The sequence below is a fragment of the Ulvibacter litoralis genome, from assembly GCF_900102055.1.
Classification (GTDB): domain Bacteria; phylum Bacteroidota; class Bacteroidia; order Flavobacteriales; family Flavobacteriaceae; genus Ulvibacter; species Ulvibacter litoralis.
The window spans coordinates 1-17,596 of the sequence record NZ_FNBA01000006.1 but is presented as its reverse complement, the minus strand read 5'-3'; the positions used below and the strand labels follow the sequence as shown (position 1 = coordinate 17,596).

The following is a 17,596-nucleotide window of genomic DNA, read 5'->3' as shown; positions in this document are numbered from 1 at the left end:
TAGTGTGCGGCTTAAAACGCTAGGGAATTCGTTGTAAACCGATACCTAAAATAGTACTTTTTAAGTAGTAAACATTCTGCAATTATGGAAAAGCTGTAATTATTTTACGGTGTTGGCTGTAGTTTTTTTCTTTTTAGTTGTTTTCATCAATTTCTTGTTTGGTTTTTTTAAAGGTGCTTGAAAATCGTCGAAGAATTTCTACAGAAAGCATAGCCTCAAGAAAAATCGATACACCAACACCTATTAGTGTAGAAAATATTATTGTATACATTGTTTTTTTTCTTTCTTTTTCAATGTCAGTTATTTCAAAACCGAAGTAATATCCTTCTAAATTATTCTTATCGCCTGGGTCTATATCTTGGAATGTACGTTCCTTAAATTTTGCAGAATTTATTTTATAATAATTATTACCTCCCCCATATGAAAGTTCTTTCTGAATATTAGGACTGAAATCATTAACTTTATATTTGGAATCCCAATTAAAGGTCACAGTGGGTGGATATTGCGTGTGAGGTATATCTATAAATAATCTAGCGTGAAATTTATATTCTGCAAATCCAATTCTTTCAATTCCACTAGATCCGTAACTATCAATTTCACTATTAACATTGAACCTAAGACCTGTATATACCCATCTGCTATTGTCATACATTTCTAAATTTTTTAATTGTCTTTCTAATGATTTTAGGTCAGAATTACTATAATCATTTAAACTCCCCACGCCATCAATAACATTCATTTTTAAGCTTTTACAATTAGTTGAATCAAACTTAATATTAAAAACACTTTCTTCTAGGTTGTAACGTGATGATTCATATAGAATATTTAATCTATCAACAGAATCACATTTTGTAGACAGATTAAATGTCAAGACATTATTAGCAATAATACCAGAGGGTGAATAATATCCATGTATATAATAGAGTCCAATAACGTTTATAAGTATTAGAAATATTCCAAATACTCCAATGACTTTTATTCTCAATTCTGATTTCAAAATGTCTAAAATTTGTATACTAACTGTAGCGCTTGACGCAGTGTGTTGACGGTAGCAACGACATCTATCAAATTCTCTTCTTACTTCCAATTATTCGGAGCTGCGTGAGACCCTGCCTGCCGGAAGGCCGGTTAGAAGGGCAAGCGTACCATTATTTTTCAGAAACTAAGATAGTTAAATATTTGCAGAGAATATTAAATAATTCCCGCAAGAGCCATAATTGTTATACGTTGTTACCCAATGTACTTGCTCGATTTACACTTTAATTATTCTTTTGGTGATTGTTCCGTGTTCTGTTTCAATTTTTACAAATAAAATTCCGTTTTTTAATTCAGATAAATCTAATTGATTAAAATTATTTTTCTCTATTAAAACTATTTTAGCCAAAATGTCGTAAACTATAATTTTTTCGATTTTTATATGCTTATTGTTTTCTATAAACAATAGACTTTTCACATGACTTGGGTAAATGTTTATATCTGCAAAAATAGTATCGAAAATATTCAAACTACAATCTTCAGAATAAAAATAATCTGCTTGTATGTACCAATTGGAATAAGGTGGTTCGTTATTTGTGGCAGCAACTTCATCATCTACTCTTACACAATTTAAATCCGTCAGTTCGCAAGGTACTCCTTCTTCTTCACAAGGTAAAGTTACTGTCAATATAGAGTTGTTCTCATTTTTTAAGTTTAGGCTTTCTAAAAAAAATAAATTTTCACCATAGAGTAATTCTAAATTTACATTATTGCTTAAATCCAAAGAGGAAATCATTAGATTTTCAGTACCTGTATTGCTGGCGTATAACTGTTTTAATTGTATATTATTACTGACATCAAGAGAGGTAAGTTCATTACTAGACACATCTAAAAGATTCAATGCAGCAAAATCTTCAATACCAGTTAAATCTTCAATTCCATTGAGTGAAATATCAAGTGTTATTACGGTATCAATATCGCTAGTAAGCACTTGCCCATTTATAATACCATCACTATCAAACCCTAAATCAATAAGTGCTTGCTCAAAATTTGTGTCGGGGATTGCAGTAGTTTGAGCAAAAAGATTGTGTTGTCGTTTACCTTGGTAAAGGAGTAAAAGAACAGTAAAAGCAACTATTTTTGATATGTTCTTTTGTGAATTCATTTTATTTGTTCTAATCGCTTTTTTCACTTAGTATATTGGGTAACGGGTTTGTATGTTAATTGGTGCGTTTGGCGAAGTGTACGGCGTAAAACGCTAGGGAATTCGTTATATACCGATACCTAAAATAGTGATTTTTGGGTACTAAATATGTTGTTAGTATGGAAAAGCTGTAATTATTGATACGGTGTTGTGAGTTGGCTCTTTAGAAATCGTCGTATTCTCGTTAAATGAGGTTCTATTAAAAAATAATTTTCAAATTTATATATAGCTCTATTTTATAGCTTTTTTTTTCCCTGAGGGGTTTGGAATTAGCGTAGCAATATGTTTATTAAGAAGAGTATCACTCATTGTGACTACTTCAACATCCTCTACCCAAAAATCTTTATCATCAGTAACGAAGAAATATCCTTTAGATTTACACAATTTATAGTAATAATTATCATTGAAATCGAGACTAGTTGGCGGATTAGACATTACATGCTTGAACTTGAAGGTAGAGCCAAATTCATCATTAATCAAATCAATAGAGGTATTGTAACTCTTAATATCATCACATATAAGATTATAAGCTTTTTTATAATCTTCTGTATTTCTAAATACATTTTTATAGTAATCGCTCGACGGAACAAATCCTGATGTAACTTTCTGAACGTTTCTAATGTGTTTTTGATAATGTACTTCTCTAATAATCCTATTAATTACCTCAGAAACTACTAATGCAGGCAAAATGATACGCACCTTTGTATTATTGACTAATTTTTCAAAAAAACCTAAGTATGCTTTATCTTTGTATAGTAATTTATTTTTAGGTGCTAATACTTTTAACCAAATATTAGCATCTAGAAAATATTTTTCTTGATCTTTTACAGAATGGGATGATGCCTTAGAATATGAATAAGACATATGTTTCTACATTGAATGAAGAGCATTATCTACAAAGTGGTCATATTCATCACCTAACAAGGCATTTTCAATTACGTCTTTTACTTTGTATGCAAACATTTCTTTATCCTCTGGATATTCAAATTTTAATTCTTGAATATTCAAAGAGTTAAGCAATGCATATTGGCCAATACTTTCATTGAGAAATAAGGATGAAATACGTCTTATACCCAAAAATGATATTACAATTTCTGAAGGACTATATGCTTTGATAACTTCAAAAAGAGCCGTACCATCAGTAAGATTTGTCGCTAAATCTGATTTAATAATATCTAAAACACTGATATTCATAGGGTATGGATTTATTTTGCACACGAAATACGTGCGTGCAAAGATACATTATTGGTAATTGAAAAACAAATTTAATATAGATCCTACATATGGATTTGGAAAATGAAACTTTTTCATGACTGTAGTCTCTAACTCTAAACTCCAAAATGTATCTCCAGATATAATTTGAAAATTACCATTTGTTCTGTTAAAGTAAGAATTTAAATTATATAAACCTAATCCGCCAGGTTTTCCCTTTGTTGTATTCTTCTTTTCAAGAGCCCATTTTATTGCGTCATAACTGTTATCAATTTTTCCTTTTGTTTTATTTTCTATTGCAGGAAGAAATCCCACTCCTAAATCAACCATTGAAAACGTTAAGAAACCTTGCTTTGGATAATACTGACCACAAACATAAAAGGGTTCTTCAGATTTAGAGTGAATTTGAATATTGCAAAAAACTTCGATTAACGATTCTATGATATCGTCTTTTTCTTTCTCTGTAAAATTGGGCATTCCTCTATGAGATAATAAATCATTTTCTATGTAACCAATAAACCCATCTTTATCGTCAGGTTTAAAACTTCTAAATGAAACAGTAGATTTTTGTTCATCATCTAGTGCACTTTTTGAACGGAGAAAACCATTTCTAAATAAAACGTCAAAATGTTCTTGCAAAAAGTTTAAATCTGTTGAGAACGAAAGGTTGTTCTCGTTATTTAATTTAGCTAAAATGCTGCCAAATAAAGCGCTTAAATTTGCATCAAACCAAATCAAATGGTAGAAATCAATATATATGGTGTCGTTGTAATATTCGGATGCTAACTTATAAAATTCAAACAATCTTTTTATTCCTGAAAAATTAGTGTGGAAACTATCGGAAAGGTGTAAAACTATTTTGTCTTCCATTACTATCTTTTGATTGCAAATTTAGTTAATTTTCTTACACCCTATTTCATAACGATTCGGCTGTTAAGCTGTCTAGTCCTGAAATATAGCTTCAGGTTAAAATTGAATTTACGCTGTTAATTTATATACCATACCTGGTGTTTTGTAATCCAAAGATAAATGTAATCTTACTTCATTGTATAATTTAATTGCATTTTTGGCAGCTATCTTGGCGTGGTTAGTGTCCATAAAGATGTGATCGAGATAAAATTCGTCCTTTAGGATTTCATTTACACGTTCAGCCAGCGCATTTTCATAGCAATGGTTCTCTTGTGTCATGCTGATTTTTATTTTTAAAATACATAGGTGTATACATTACTAAAATATTGTATTCCTCTATCGGAAAGATGAATAAGTCCTTTCACATCTTTAGCTTGATAGATGGCCTTTTTAAGAGCTCTTACGCATCCTTTTAGCTCTAAGCTGTCACTGAGGCCGTATCCAACGCTTTTCCTTGAATACATGTTAGTAATAAGCGTGAGATAACAAAAACCATTTAAGGTTCTGATATAGGTTATATCTGATGCCCAAACTTGATTTGGTCTATTGATTTCCATGTCCTTTATAATATTGTCATACTTATAAAACCTATGGTGTGAATTGTTGGTTTTTACACTGTATTTTTTCCGAAGGGTCAGCATTTTATGTCCTCTAAGGACTTTAAATAGTGTATCCCGGCCTACTTTGATCTTTTGTTGTTTAAACTCCTTGTCTAGGGAAACCATCATTTCCCGAACACCTTCTCTAGGTAAGGCTTGCGTCGATTTTTTTTACGATATGTGTAATTTGATCTTCAAATAGTTTTCGTTTTGTTTCTCTTCGTTGATACTTATAATAAGCATCACGTTTTAAGTCAAAACAACCACATACCTTGGCGATCGATGCAAGACCTATAGACATAGAGGTCATTATGATTAAGGCTTGATATTTAGTTTTTTTTTGTTCGTTAATGTTCTTGCTCCTTAGTTTTTGGGCTGCTACTTCTAGATAGGAATCGTTGGCCAATTGTTGAGCAATTGCGAAGCCTATTCCTTGGATTAAGTCACTAATTAATGCTTTTATTTGTTTAATTTTAAATCCATTCCTTAATTTAGTTTTCTATTTTAGTATTGATTTTTTTTACATAAAAACACTATATCTTATTTAAATTAAATTTTGATGTAAATCGTTCATGGCATCAGTAATTGTATTGCCATACCCCTTTAGAATTTCAAAACCTTCATTATCCACTAAAATAACTACATTTTGATTATTGATGTACTCAACCTTTAAATACTTTAAATTTAATACATTAATTAAACTTTCCAATTGTTTTTTATTTTAGGACAAGTTTTACTGGAAACCTGACTCATGATTTTATTAGAATAATAGATAGTTAATAAATTTCTGCCTACAGTTTTATTCTGTTATTCATTAATTTGATATTGATCATATTTATTATAAAATTGGTTTATCTCTGCTTTATTTAAAATTAACTCTCCATTTACTATTTGAGAAAGGCCTATAAAAAAATCATCTCTATTTGGACTATCGGTAAAGCCTATTAGTAATTTACTATTTGGAACTTTGGCTCTGAATCCATGAATTATTAAAGGAGGAATTACGATTGAGTCGTTTTTTTTTAATATAAGTTTCTCCTTATCTAAATTGAAATAAAACTCTCCTTCTAAAACAGTAAAAGTTTCGGTTAGAACTTTATGGTAATGCAAATTTTTATTTTTGCCTATTTTATTAAAAATAGCTTCATATAAACTAATCTCCCCCCCCGTATCGGATGAAGAAATATGAAAAACATACTCACTATTTTTAGTTTTTACACTTTTTTTATTGGTGCCTAAAATTATGCTCGCTTTATTATGCATTATAAAATTAAATTAAAAAACAATATTGAAAGATAATTTCACTATTAGGTTTTGATATTGAATTGAAAAACTCAAGAATCTTAAAGAACTATTTATTCTATACTGTTTATTCGATAATCATTTTTTTTGAATTTGAATAGTTTCCACATTTTAACTTATAAATATAAAACCCTTTTAAGTTAGAAGTATCTACTGTGATATGATTGAGACCAGAAGAAACTTCTGTATCCAAAAGAGTATATATTTCTCTTCCCATAATGTCATACAGGACAATTTTTGTGTGTCCCCCGTATTTTAAAAAGAAGGGAAGTGTCGTTGTATTATTTTTAACCGGATTGGGATAATTTTGTCCTAACCAATTTTGAGAAGGATTTATAGCCTCATTATCCTCAACCCCTAAAACAATATGTGATGATTCAAAAAAGTAAAGTCCCTCATAAAATGATAATTCGTGATTGAGAGTTCCACCTACTAAAAGTGTACCATTTTGAAGAGGTGTTAAAGTAGTGGGATAAAATTTTGACAATTCTGGGCCGGTAAAATATTGATTTTCTATAACAATGCCTAAGGCATCTATTTTATATAACTTACCTAATATTAAAGGAGCGGTACTATAATTAAGCCTATAAGGAAGTGTAGTAGAGGCAACTTGATTTAAAAGATACACGGTATCTTCATCATCTATATAGAAATCAACATAGAAATTATTAATTTCTGTATTATAAATCCAAATTTCGTTTCCTTCACTATCATAATTACCTAAGACAACTTTATTGTTTTCTAAATTTACACTAAATCCAGATACAATAATATTACCCAAAGAATTTTGATACATTTTATAAGAGCGTACTCTCCGATTTGCTTCGGAATGTGTTACAGTCCATTCATGTTGTAAATCTGAATTAAACTTTACCAGCAATAATTGTTCACTATATGTACTTTGATCTTGTTGTGCCCCATTAATATATACATTCTCATTTTCATCTAGTAATATACCATATCCCGCTGTATTATTTTGATTTATATTGAACGTTTTAAAATCAATTAAAGTACCGTCTTCAGAATAGCTCAATAAAACTAAATCTGTGGTCTGAGAAAAAAAGCTAGAAACACCTAAAGCTCCAATTAATAGTATATCACCTTGAGCGTTAATAGTCCCATCATTAATGGTAAATAAATTATCATTTGCATTAGAAGAGTTTAAATATTTTGTCCACAATTCATTCCCTTCATCCCTTGAAAATTTAGATGTTGTAAATTTAGGGTTTGTATCTGATATATTTTCAAATGAACTTCCAGATATATATATATTATCAAAATCATCTAAAAAAAAAGCAAACATATTTGGAGCATTATATAGTTTATCCACTTGCCAGATTAGATTACCCTCTGCATCATACTTTATAAGACGAGAAGGAGTTTGTTGAAAATTATAAATACTGGGGATTAAATATACAATGACATTTCCTGAAGAATCAATTTTAATATCAATACCAAAATCAGTTCCTAAATCATCTATATTTCCATTAAATTCTTTTGTCCATACTACATCACCTTCATCATTATATTTTATTAAAGATTTAGTAGAGTAATAGACGTCGTCTATTACAGTACCAAAAACCTCTGAGGTGGTATAAATATTATTTCCCTCTTCAATTGTATTTAACATAATTGAAGAACTCCCTCCTTCATTAGAAAAAACCTCAGACCACTCCAGAGTATTAGGTATTGAAAAAGGTAGTTTGGCAAATTGAAAAATTCCTCCTAAAAATGTATCGAAAGAATAAAAAGTAAAATATAAGTTGTCAGCTACATCTAAACCTAATCCCATAAAATTGACAATACCCCCATATTCTGAATATTGTTCTGTAAAGCTATTTTCCTGAAGAATAGAGCCATCAGAATTAAATTTATAGAACTTTACTTGTTTTTCTTCATAAAAATTATCAAATCCCAAACTGCCAATAACAGGAAGGTTATTAGAATCTAGGGTTAAGAAAGAACCGTTATTATTTAAATAATCATCTGTATACTTTGTCCAATTTTCAGTTCCATTTGCTTGATAAGAAATTAACACAATTCCATCATCCATATAATCCCCATAATGATTCCCCCCTACATATATAGTTGTATCATTTACAACTTCAATATTATAACCATTTGTAAAGTCGGTATTATATTTATAGTCTTTTAACCACTCTTGTGACCCATTGGCATTGTATTTAATAGTGCCCATATTTTCCCAAAAAGTATCGAAAGTACCCGTTATATAAATATTTCCAAAAGTATCTACTGCTACATCTCTAGCCAAAGAATCTGTATTTTCATTACTATTATTCACATAATTATATAGTTGACCCCATTGTTTTTCTCCTGAACTACTATATTTTAAAGTATAATAACCAACGTGATAATTAGCATCATTACCATAACCAGTAACAATTACACTACCGGTTTCATCTACAGCTATAGCAGTTGGTTCATTCCAAGATTGAGTAACTGTATTATCATCCTTAACTGCCCACAATAAATTCCCATTTGCATCATATTTAATGGTAAGATACGTTACTAAATTTTCATCATAAGTAATTCCTGCCACATATGTATTACCGTTCACATCTGTTGTTATTGTTGTTGGTACATCTAAACTTAGTGTCCCACCATCATATGTGTTCTCCCATAAAATATCGCCAGTACTAGCATCGTACTTAATTGTTTGAATATCCATATCATTACCATTCCAAAAAACACCTGTTGAAATAGGATTTCCCTCATGATCTTGAACTATATCTAATCCAAATTCAACCGCATAGGTTGTGCCTGGCTGTCTAGTTTCCCATACAATATCACCTTGACTATTCACCTTAATAGTGATAAAATTTCCTTCGGCTATAGTCTCATTAGAACTTCCCCCCGTAATGTAAGTATTTCCATTTGCATCTGTAATACTAGCATTTGGTATGTTCATTCCGCCATGATTATTTGTATGAAAATCATACCCTACAGCCCATATACTTTCATTGGCGACATCACCTTGCATCCCAGTTTTTTCAAACAACAAAGGTTTAGTAATAATACCATCATACTCTTTATTTGTAAAATTATTGTTCTGTATGACATTGGATAAAGTAGTATATGTTTTTGAATATTCAAACCCCTTAAATTCAGAAAATTTATTTAAGTCAATTTGAGCAAAACTGTTTACAGTTACCAACAAAAAAAGTAAGAAAAAGAACAGGTATTTGTTGAAGAAATTAGAAATCATAATTTTAGATGTTTAATAGTTATTAGTTTGATGATCTAAACCAAAAGTATTAAGCAAGACTAAAATTAAATCAACAGTTGCGTTGACAATTTTGTTGACATTGATAACAAATTCATAAAACAAACATTATAAATATCTAAAAATAAATTATTTACCTTTTTAAAGGTGAGATAAATTATTCCTTAAAATACATACTAATAATCAACAATATCTATCAATTTCGATATCATTGGAATGATTTTTTTAAAAAAATAGTTAAGTATATGTTATAATAACATGAGGTAATTAAACGTCAATATTATATTTCTACTATTTGCACTTGATTACTATTATTTTTAGGGAGATTTTCATGAGGGGATAATGACTAAATGGAATAGAAGTACTATTATGACCTTATTAAATTCTAAAGTTCTAAATATTTGACAAGTATATTATAAAGCATACCAAATATATGTAACATCTTACATTTTACAAATTAGACGTTTAAGGGTTTATGATTCTTTTTAAAAAGGATTCAACATTCTCATAACCATTATTTCTAAGTTTTTTTTTCAATCTCATTTTGCTTACTCTAACACTTTGGGGGGAAACACCAAGAGTTTTGGCCATTTCTTTACTTTTGAGTTGTAAATGAAGTAGCACTAAAAACCTTATCTCACCTTCAGTTAAGGCAATAGTATGTTGTTGAATTCTAGAAAAGAACCACGGATAAATATTTTTAAATTTAATTTTAAATTTATTCCAGTCTTCGTCTGTCAATATTTTTTGTTCTAATAAATGTGACACCTCTTTTTCAGTATCTTTTTCAGGAATTAATGCATACATTTCCCTTTGAAGCAAATCTATTATCTCATTTTTTTTAGAAAGATCTAGAATATAAGTTTTCAATTCTTGCTCTTTAATATTCAATATTTTTTTAGAGTTGTTTAATTGAGTTAGTAATGTTTTTTTATTATCGCGCAACTTTTTAAAGTGTTGATACACAAAAAAACTAAAAAACAACAATGTAAATAAAGAAGTAAATGCAATAAACCAATATTTATTATTGGCTAGTTTTTGTTCTTTTTTAAGATTTTCAATTTGAAGGTTTTTTACTTTTGAACCCATTTTTGCCTGATATTCTGCTAAAACTTTAGATTGTTGTGTAAGTAGAATATTACTGTGTTCTTTTTCATAAAGTTTGTAATATTTTAAAGCAGAATCTTTTAAAGTAAAGGTATCATATATTTCAGAAAGCTTTTTGTAGGAATCGCGAATTAAAAGTTTTCTATCAATCATACGACTAATGCTTAAACTTTGTTCAATAGCTTTAAGAGCTAGTTTTCTTTTTCCTTCTCTATGGTAAATATCTGAAAGATTATAATAAGTTGCCGCTTCCCCATCTTTATAATCAACTTTAGAATAATTTTTTAATGCTTCTAAGTAATAAGATTTTGCAGAATCGTTTATTTTTTGATTTTTAAAAATTTGGCCTTGATTATTTAGTGCAATTGCTAGATCTCTGTATTCATGGTGTAATTTAAATATTTTTATTGCTAAATTATTATGGGAAAATGCAGATTCATACTCTTTTTGTTCCTTTAAAATTAAACTTTGATTTGTATGTGTAAGACCTAGAAGTCTATAGAAATTTGTTTTTTTTGCAATTTTTCTGGCTTGGATATAGCTGTTCATCGCATCCTCATTATTTCCCAATCTCCATTGAATTAAACCATGAGTGTTCAAAATTTTCGCTAAAACCTTACTATCATTTTCATTTTCAACTTTTGAATAAGCTACATTTATAAATTTTAAAGATTTTTGATAGTCACCATTTATCCAATGTTTTACCGCTATTTTATTCAATGAATCGGCTTCACTTAATTTATTAGTTGAAGGAAGTCTTACCGTATTATTGCTAGAACCCACATTTTCTAAAGAACTTTTATTTGTAATATTATTATGAGAGTAATTGCAACTTGATAGTAAAAGACTTAAAAGTAAAATATAAAAAGTACTATAAATCTTATATAATTGTTTTGTAAAAACCCACATAATGTTTTTAAATTATAATAAAAAATCAAATTCAGATCCTGACTGATGTTTACATATTTTTTTAATTAGATTTTGATGTAAATAATTAATGGCTTTTAAAAGTGTTAGCTATATCTTTTAAGCTCTTCTAATCCTTGTTCATTAGCTAATATAATAATATATTCATTTTTGTTATAATCAACTTTTATATACTTTAATCCTGTTAAGCGTAATAAATTAGTATTCAATTTATTATTTATTTAAATAAATCATTTTTGTATTCTTATTGAAAAATAATGTCCACTAATATTAGATATCATCATTTATACTCCCTCCTACATATAGAACTAAGATAAAAGGATTCTTAAATCAGTTCATCTGTTTGTCATGTTTGTATAGGGTTATTCCTATACTTTGATTTTTTTTTCACCTTCCCTCTCAAAGAGCTTGTTAGTCTTTTTTAATATCTCGATTTTATTACTTAGAAATAGCAACTGAGCTTAATTTTTATTGCAAGGAGATATGCATCGATCTAAAGTTAAGAATCATTGTTCCAAATTGACCAAGATAATCTTGCCCCAAATTACCCATTATGCGATGATGCTTTTGTTTCATATCAATTAAAAGAATTGTTTCTAGAGTAATCTTTTTATCAAAGGCATCTATTGTGTGAGGAAAATGAAAACCCTGGTAATTTATTACTCCCCCAGCACCACCTAACTGTATGGATTCTTTTATATATTTTTTTTCAATAGAAGCTTTATTAAGCTGATAATATACAGGATAAAGCATTGTAGAAGCAGCTCCTGTATCAAAGGTGTATAGTAAATCATCTACTTTGGTTATAGGGGTTAATATATCCAATGCCAGATTTCTATCTTTACTATTGGTAGGAGTAACTTTTGGCACTTTAAAAACCCCCTCTTTCCCTATCTGGATTTCACCCAAAGCTGCAATAACAGGATAACCTAAAATCCCATTAATTTGATAATTGATAGAGGGAAATGCTAAATCAGCATTTTTAAACACTAAAAAAACCACATTATTCAATGTAATATTTTCAATGTTTATTTCACGTGCCCAACCTAACCTTGCTTTAACAGAACCACCTGTTAATGCATTAACGTTAATGGTAGAATTAAGTAGTATTTCAATGCCTAATTTTTGAGATGTAGTTTCTGAAACCACCGATAGGTTAGCTCCAGTATCAAAAATAAATTGGGAAGAATCTTTTTTGGTGTGTACAGGAAGGTTATTGAGCCCTGCAATATCTTTTGTCATTTGAATATGAAGCTCCTTCGTCTTGTTTATTTTTTGAAAAGGAATGGTTTCCAAAGCCGAATACATATTTAAATCATTCTTGAGATCCTCTAACTCCTCTTTATTAAAGTGTCTTTTATAGTTTTCTAGAAGTTTTTTCAAAGATTCTTTTGCTGAATTATATTCATAAAGTTTAAATTCATTATCTATTTTTGTTTTGTACAAATCAATAATTGTACTATCGGGTAAATTGGAGCTTTGTTCTAATATATACTTAATATTACTTTGAGATCTTTCGTTTTGATTGAATGCATTGTCAATTTTGGCTTGAAGAACTTTTTGATTGATTTTACCTAAATCTTTTTTGTTTAAGTTAAATAAGGAATCAGCTTGAAAAAAATCTTTTTCTAAAATATGTTGGTATATCTCATTATACTCTTCTGAAGTGTTACTACAGGAAGAAACTGTAAATACGATTAATGTGAATTGGAATATTAGTTTTATTTTCATTAGGTATTTATATTTACTATGAGCGTTTTAATTGTATCATTTTCAATTATTGTTTCAAAATTTCCTCTACAATTTTAGTTAGAATTTAGCTCCCTATCAATTAAGTCTAGAGTACTATTGAGTGCTTCGGTTTTAATCAAAATTATGCTGCAGGATTCTGTCCGCTAATTTAAGAATGTTTTTCACATTTATGTTTAGTGATTCAATACCTTTTGTGTTTGTATTAATTTTTCTTAAGAATATTTTCTCACCAAACTAAATGGTTTAAACCTTCCGATCATTCAACCCACTTCCGTTTAGTATTTTAGGAATCGACTTTTCAATTCTTGAAATCCGTGTTTTGGTTTTTTTGCCTATTTTTTCAACTTTTCGATTGATTTAAAATATTCCATTACTTTTTCTTCAGTTTCGCTTTGTAACTTTATATTTTCATCAAAAAGTGATTTTCTTAAATCTCGATAAAGGTCAACTGAATTATGCAAACTATCTAATAGCGATTGTTTTTCGTATTTTGGAATTGTTCCTTTCAACTCCGCTAAGTCGTTTTTATCTATTTCCAATTCTACCTTTCTGACTGCCCGCGGAAGATTACCATTTTTAATATGCAATAATGGTCCAAGTACGACCATTCTTAAAAAACCAAAAAAGTCAAATGCCTCGAAATATTCGCCCCTACCGATTTTAAGTAAAGAATAATGTACCCATATCCAAAATCGATCTTCAATCCATTGGTAATCTGGTAATGGAAAATGTTCTTCTGATTGCTTTAAGATGTTTTTTACTTGATTCTCTCTGTCAAACAGTATGTGAGGTGTTTCAACCCGATGGCTTAACTCTGAAAGTGTTAAAAATTTAATATCCACATGAAGGAGCGGATTGTCATAAAGGCAAATTAAAACCCTTGGTTCACCTACATGCTCACCTGTAAACCCTGATAGTAGGTTTCCTATTCGATTTGCAATATCTAGCATTTTAACTTTATCATCTGAGATTTTTTCTTTAGTTACAAGAATTAAATCTAAATCGGAATATTCATCAATTTCATTAGATAACCAGGATCCTCCGACTGCCAATCCAATTATTTCATTATCTTTTTCTAAAATTCGCGATGCTTGATTTGCAAAGATTTCTTGTATCATCTTGTGATAATTTATATATGTACTTATATTTTATAAAATTAAGATATTCTTATATACATTTTAAGTATAATTGTTATGCTAAAATTAATTTTTTATTGTTAATGAATTGTAAAGCTACAATAGCTTGATCAAGTTTAATAAGAACTCTCATGTGGTTTATCCATAAGAGTTCTTATAATAACTAGTCCCATTATTTTAAGGCACGGTTTTCAAATTTAAAGCGTTTTCAATCTTTAATATTTGTTCCTTTAAAATATTAAGAATCCCTTCATCATGTATAAAAATCTTACCCTTCATTAAAAATGAACTGAATTCCGGAAGTTTAAAAGTTCCAATAATGTTTCCGTTGAAAAAAGGAAAAGATTTTTCAGCTATACTTAATACAGACTGACCACCGTTCGGACCCGGAGCTGCATTGAACAATAAAATAGGCTTCCCTCTAAAAAAAGAACGTTCAACTCTTGTAAGCCAATCTAAAACATTTTTAAAAAACGCTGGATAATTTCCATTGTGTTCAGGTATGGCAATGATATAAGCGTCATAACCAATTACGGTATTATAAAGCGACATTAATACATTTGAATGTCCGTTTTGTTGTTCTTCTTCGATGCTAAACATTGGAAGCTCGTAATCACGTAAATCAATAATATCAACAGGCACATTAAGAAATTGTGTAATATATTTAATGAGTTCCTGATTGATGGAAGTCCTACTATTGCTTCCGGAGAATGCTAAAATTTTCATATTCCAAGTTTTAACCATTAAAAATATCTCCTGAAGAAGCGACTACTTGCATTATTTCAATTTGTGGTAAATTTTCCAAACCACTATCGTCCCTTTGTTTTTGGAAAGATAGAAATGAGGGTACCTGAAGCAATCTGTTTTGAATGTCCTTATTTTTGTAATGAGAAAGATGAACAAAAGTTTTGCCGTCTCCGCATATATAGGAAACGTAGCTAAATTCATTGGTGTTCATTTTTTTAAAATCAACCATAAACAAGTTTATGTTTTTTTGGTTCTTCTGAACGAAATCAGGTTTTACGGTGTACGTTACTTTTACGCTTATCATTTTGTTTGTTTTTAAATTACTATTACTTATAAAACAAACGAGTGATGTAAAACGTGACAAAAGCTACTAATTGATTTATTTTTTTAACTTTTCAGGGTCAACAATTGAATAAATCGTCATTATTTTTTCATTATCTTTTTCCAATTCAAATACCTGACAATTAACAAGTTTGCCATCGTTATAAAACATTAATGCAGGTTGATGGTTTACTGTGCTCTCTACTATAGAAAAAGATTTTTGGTACGTATTATATACGTATATCATAAGTTTAATAACTTCTTTAATTCCGACCATCAACTCACTTACAATTGAAACATTGCCGCCATCCGTTTTAACCATGATATCATCTGATAATAATTTTTCTAATGCACTGACATTACCAGTCTTGATACTGGTTATGTATTCTTTCAAAAAAGTTGGAGAAGCCATTGGTGAAGGTTCAAAATCCTTTTTCATTTTTTCTAGTGCTTTTTTTGCTCTACTTAATATTTTTCGTGAATTTTCGATAGAAAATGACATAGCTGTAGCAATTTCTTCGTGAGAATAATCAAAAGCTTCTTTTAATATAAAAACAGCCCTTTCTTTGGGATTCAATTTTTCTAAAAGTACCAACATAGAATAGGAAATAATTTCCTCACGGTTTATGTTTGTGTCCGCTTTTTCCGTTGAAATAGGTTCTGGAAGCCATATTTTATCACCAGTAGTTTTTTGATTTCGTTTTTTGATATTGATTGACTGATTGATTACACCTTTGATAAGATAGCTAATCTCATTTTCGATGTTTGGTTTGGAGGATGAAATATATTTAGTTATCACGTCTTGAATGGCATCCATAGCATCATCAACAGAACCTAGAATATTATAGGCATAAGGAAATAATATATTTTGATAATTAGTATTTAAGTTCATTTACTTTAGATTTCTTTGGTTAAATAATTGTAAGGTTCGTAAAGCTGACGAATAACGTTTGGTATATGAAAAGCAGGCAATTTCAAAGCACTAAACTTTCGGCTAAGTATAAGTTTTGATACGATAACAAAAGTTTTATTTTAGTACTAAATCGCCTATTTATTATATATGATGTTAGCGGTTTTTTTTCTTTTTCGTTTAATTTTTATTTCTTTTTAAAGTCTCAAATGATGATTCTAAATATTCCTTTATAGAATCAAACAACTCTTTTGAAGGTTTAACAACACAAACCCAATTCATAGAACCATAGGTTGGATGTGGTAATAGTGTGTCCTCTTTTGTGAAATCAATTCCCACATCCATATAGGATTCAAGTCCTTTTTTATGAGTTAGATGTCCAAATTTTGATTTAAAAATTTCTTTGTCTATACAAAAATTTAAACGATAAAAACCATCTCTATCAAGGTTTGACACAGCGTCATACTCATCATCTTTGGTAAGTATTGTAGCAAAGGGAAGTTTGTCATTACTAGGATGCATGAAGAACAAATTGCCATCAGCAGACGAGAGTTTTATATTTTCAAAATTGTCGAGTATGTAGGCTTGAATTTCTTCTATAGTCATAATTTATATTTTGTTACAAATTTCAAAATTAAAGTTTACTTTTGCAAGTAGTTATCGATATGTAAAGTAGTGACCAAAAGTAAAGTAATGAAGTGATATGAAGGCTAATCAACAAAAAAATAATGAAAAATTATCTGAATGCCCTTTTCAAGAAGCGATGGATTTGATTTCAGGTAAATGGACGATGACTGTTATAAATACTTTAATGGCCGGTAAATTGAGATTCAAAGAACTAGAACGGGCAATAGAAGGGATTAATACCAGAATGTTGGTTAAAACCCTTAAAGAACTTGAATCAAGAAAAATTGTTAACAGAAAGGCTTATGCAACTGTTCCTCCAACTGTGGAATATACTCTAACAAAAAAAGGCATGACTTTACAGCCGGTCATCAAAGAAATTCAGAATTGGGCCATAAATAATTTGCAAATGACACTATCTCAATAGTTCAGTGCCAATTTTCTTCATTATTTCGTTCCAATGTTCTTTCATTTCCGCTCTCTGTTCAGCATTCAATAATTTCTCGTGGTGAATTGCAACTGTTGTCTTTTTTTGATTTCCAATTACTCTAATTTGAATTGTTGACATATTTTCCCAATTTTTCGGTTTCCAATTCAGTCGAATATGGGAATTTGCTTTAAAAACAC

20 protein-coding genes are annotated in these 17,596 nt (G+C 29.4%); 1 reads left to right on the top strand and 19 read right to left on the bottom strand.

Going from position 1 to position 17,596, the window contains the following annotated elements:
• Positions 1–133: 133 nt before the first annotated feature.
• The 18 genes from BLQ00_RS17475 to BLQ00_RS14750 form a co-directional block, all read right to left on the bottom strand.
• Complete coding sequence (locus tag BLQ00_RS17475; RefSeq protein ID WP_139149428.1) at positions 134–1,087, bottom strand: hypothetical protein; 954 nt, start codon at positions 1,085–1,087, stop codon at positions 134–136.
• A 165-nt stretch (positions 1,088–1,252) separates the two neighbouring features.
• Complete coding sequence (locus BLQ00_RS14825) at positions 1,253–2,140, bottom strand: T9SS type A sorting domain-containing protein (RefSeq protein WP_175445466.1); 888 nt, start codon at positions 2,138–2,140, stop codon at positions 1,253–1,255.
• A 270-nt stretch (positions 2,141–2,410) separates the two neighbouring features.
• Positions 2,411–3,043, bottom strand: a complete 633-nt coding sequence (locus tag BLQ00_RS14820; protein ID WP_093145105.1) for a PIN domain-containing protein — start codon at positions 3,041–3,043, stop codon at positions 2,411–2,413.
• Positions 3,044–3,049: 6 nt separating this feature from the next.
• The gene (locus tag BLQ00_RS14815) at positions 3,050–3,373 is read right to left on the bottom strand and encodes an STAS-like domain-containing protein (protein ID WP_093145104.1); all 324 of its coding nucleotides are present in this window, start codon (positions 3,371–3,373) and stop codon (positions 3,050–3,052) included.
• A 48-nt stretch (positions 3,374–3,421) separates the two neighbouring features.
• Positions 3,422–4,261 (bottom strand): hypothetical protein, encoded by an 840-nt coding sequence (locus BLQ00_RS14810; protein ID WP_093145103.1) that lies wholly within the window; start codon positions 4,259–4,261, stop codon positions 3,422–3,424.
• Positions 4,262–4,369: 108 nt separating this feature from the next.
• Positions 4,370–4,585 (bottom strand): integrase core domain-containing protein, encoded by a 216-nt coding sequence (locus tag BLQ00_RS14805; RefSeq protein WP_262891382.1) that lies wholly within the window; start codon positions 4,583–4,585, stop codon positions 4,370–4,372.
• Between the two features lie 8 nt (positions 4,586–4,593).
• Positions 4,594–5,028 carry a DDE-type integrase/transposase/recombinase gene (locus tag BLQ00_RS14800; RefSeq protein ID WP_093145101.1) on the bottom strand — a complete coding sequence of 145 codons (435 nt, stop codon included), beginning with the start codon at positions 5,026–5,028 and terminating at the stop codon, positions 4,594–4,596.
• A gap of 16 nt (positions 5,029–5,044) precedes the next feature.
• Positions 5,045–5,200: a hypothetical protein gene (locus BLQ00_RS17640; protein WP_175445465.1), complete on the bottom strand. Its 156-nt coding sequence runs from the start codon at positions 5,198–5,200 to the stop codon at positions 5,045–5,047.
• A 243-nt stretch (positions 5,201–5,443) separates the two neighbouring features.
• On the bottom strand, positions 5,444–5,608 hold the full coding sequence (locus BLQ00_RS17635; RefSeq protein WP_175445464.1) for a hypothetical protein: 165 nt from the start codon (positions 5,606–5,608) through the stop codon (positions 5,444–5,446).
• Between the two features lie 98 nt (positions 5,609–5,706).
• Complete coding sequence (locus BLQ00_RS14790; RefSeq protein ID WP_093145099.1) at positions 5,707–6,162, bottom strand: cupin domain-containing protein; 456 nt, start codon at positions 6,160–6,162, stop codon at positions 5,707–5,709.
• Positions 6,163–6,268: 106 nt separating this feature from the next.
• Complete coding sequence (locus BLQ00_RS14785) at positions 6,269–9,427, bottom strand: T9SS type A sorting domain-containing protein (protein ID WP_093145098.1); 3,159 nt, start codon at positions 9,425–9,427, stop codon at positions 6,269–6,271.
• Positions 9,428–9,910: 483 nt separating this feature from the next.
• A complete protein-coding gene (locus BLQ00_RS14780) occupies positions 9,911–11,461 on the bottom strand; it encodes a tetratricopeptide repeat protein (RefSeq protein ID WP_093145097.1) in 1,551 nt (516 codons plus the stop codon).
• A gap of 486 nt (positions 11,462–11,947) precedes the next feature.
• Positions 11,948–13,210 carry a retropepsin-like aspartic protease gene (locus tag BLQ00_RS14775; protein ID WP_093145096.1) on the bottom strand — a complete coding sequence of 421 codons (1,263 nt, stop codon included), beginning with the start codon at positions 13,208–13,210 and terminating at the stop codon, positions 11,948–11,950.
• 353 nt (positions 13,211–13,563) lie between these two features.
• Positions 13,564–14,349 carry a hypothetical protein gene (locus tag BLQ00_RS14770; protein WP_093145095.1) on the bottom strand — a complete coding sequence of 262 codons (786 nt, stop codon included), beginning with the start codon at positions 14,347–14,349 and terminating at the stop codon, positions 13,564–13,566.
• Positions 14,350–14,544: 195 nt separating this feature from the next.
• Positions 14,545–15,093: an NADPH-dependent FMN reductase gene (locus BLQ00_RS14765; RefSeq protein WP_175445463.1), complete on the bottom strand. Its 549-nt coding sequence runs from the start codon at positions 15,091–15,093 to the stop codon at positions 14,545–14,547.
• A gap of 10 nt (positions 15,094–15,103) precedes the next feature.
• Positions 15,104–15,418 carry a hypothetical protein gene (locus BLQ00_RS14760; RefSeq protein WP_093145093.1) on the bottom strand — a complete coding sequence of 105 codons (315 nt, stop codon included), beginning with the start codon at positions 15,416–15,418 and terminating at the stop codon, positions 15,104–15,106.
• 75 nt (positions 15,419–15,493) lie between these two features.
• Positions 15,494–16,327 (bottom strand): sigma-70 family RNA polymerase sigma factor, encoded by an 834-nt coding sequence (locus BLQ00_RS14755; protein WP_093145092.1) that lies wholly within the window; start codon positions 16,325–16,327, stop codon positions 15,494–15,496.
• Between the two features lie 198 nt (positions 16,328–16,525).
• Positions 16,526–16,951 (bottom strand): DUF6194 family protein, encoded by a 426-nt coding sequence (locus BLQ00_RS14750; protein WP_093145091.1) that lies wholly within the window; start codon positions 16,949–16,951, stop codon positions 16,526–16,528.
• A gap of 97 nt (positions 16,952–17,048) precedes the next feature.
• Here BLQ00_RS14750 and BLQ00_RS14745 point away from each other — a divergent pair, with 97 nt between their 5' ends.
• Positions 17,049–17,396, top strand: coding sequence for a winged helix-turn-helix transcriptional regulator (locus tag BLQ00_RS14745; protein WP_093145090.1), 348 nt, complete (start codon positions 17,049–17,051; stop codon positions 17,394–17,396).
• Here BLQ00_RS14745 and BLQ00_RS14740 read toward each other — a convergent pair.
• Positions 17,385–17,596: SRPBCC domain-containing protein (locus BLQ00_RS14740; RefSeq protein WP_175445462.1), on the bottom strand; the 212-nt coding region annotated here is incomplete at its 5' end. The two genes, BLQ00_RS14745 and BLQ00_RS14740, sit on opposite strands and share 12 nt — an antisense overlap.

Bases quoted from the DNA above. Each gene is read 5' to 3' on its own strand.
- BLQ00_RS14760 (WP_093145093.1), bottom strand. From the start codon at position 15,418: ATGATAAGCGTAAAAGTAACGTACACCGTAAAACCTGATTTCGTTCAG.
- BLQ00_RS14825 (WP_175445466.1), bottom strand. From the start codon at position 2,140: ATGAATTCACAAAAGAACATATCAAAAATAGTTGCTTTTACTGTTCTT.
- BLQ00_RS14765 (WP_175445463.1), bottom strand. From the start codon at position 15,093: ATGAAAATTTTAGCATTCTCCGGAAGCAATAGTAGGACTTCCATCAAT.
- BLQ00_RS14755 (WP_093145092.1), bottom strand. From the start codon at position 16,327: ATGAACTTAAATACTAATTATCAAAATATATTATTTCCTTATGCCTAT.
- BLQ00_RS14745 (WP_093145090.1), top strand. From the start codon at position 17,049: ATGAAGGCTAATCAACAAAAAAATAATGAAAAATTATCTGAATGCCCT.
- BLQ00_RS14790 (WP_093145099.1), bottom strand. From the start codon at position 6,162: ATGCATAATAAAGCGAGCATAATTTTAGGCACCAATAAAAAAAGTGTA.
- BLQ00_RS14775 (WP_093145096.1), bottom strand. From the start codon at position 13,210: ATGAAAATAAAACTAATATTCCAATTCACATTAATCGTATTTACAGTT.
- BLQ00_RS17640 (WP_175445465.1), bottom strand. From the start codon at position 5,200: ATGTCTATAGGTCTTGCATCGATCGCCAAGGTATGTGGTTGTTTTGAC.
- BLQ00_RS14785 (WP_093145098.1), bottom strand. From the start codon at position 9,427: ATGATTTCTAATTTCTTCAACAAATACCTGTTCTTTTTCTTACTTTTT.
- BLQ00_RS14820 (WP_093145105.1), bottom strand. From the start codon at position 3,043: ATGTCTTATTCATATTCTAAGGCATCATCCCATTCTGTAAAAGATCAA.
- BLQ00_RS14780 (WP_093145097.1), bottom strand. From the start codon at position 11,461: ATGTGGGTTTTTACAAAACAATTATATAAGATTTATAGTACTTTTTAT.
- BLQ00_RS14750 (WP_093145091.1), bottom strand. From the start codon at position 16,951: ATGACTATAGAAGAAATTCAAGCCTACATACTCGACAATTTTGAAAAT.
- BLQ00_RS14770 (WP_093145095.1), bottom strand. From the start codon at position 14,349: ATGATACAAGAAATCTTTGCAAATCAAGCATCGCGAATTTTAGAAAAA.
- BLQ00_RS14810 (WP_093145103.1), bottom strand. From the start codon at position 4,261: ATGGAAGACAAAATAGTTTTACACCTTTCCGATAGTTTCCACACTAAT.
- BLQ00_RS14800 (WP_093145101.1), bottom strand. From the start codon at position 5,028: ATGATGGTTTCCCTAGACAAGGAGTTTAAACAACAAAAGATCAAAGTA.
- BLQ00_RS14815 (WP_093145104.1), bottom strand. From the start codon at position 3,373: ATGAATATCAGTGTTTTAGATATTATTAAATCAGATTTAGCGACAAAT.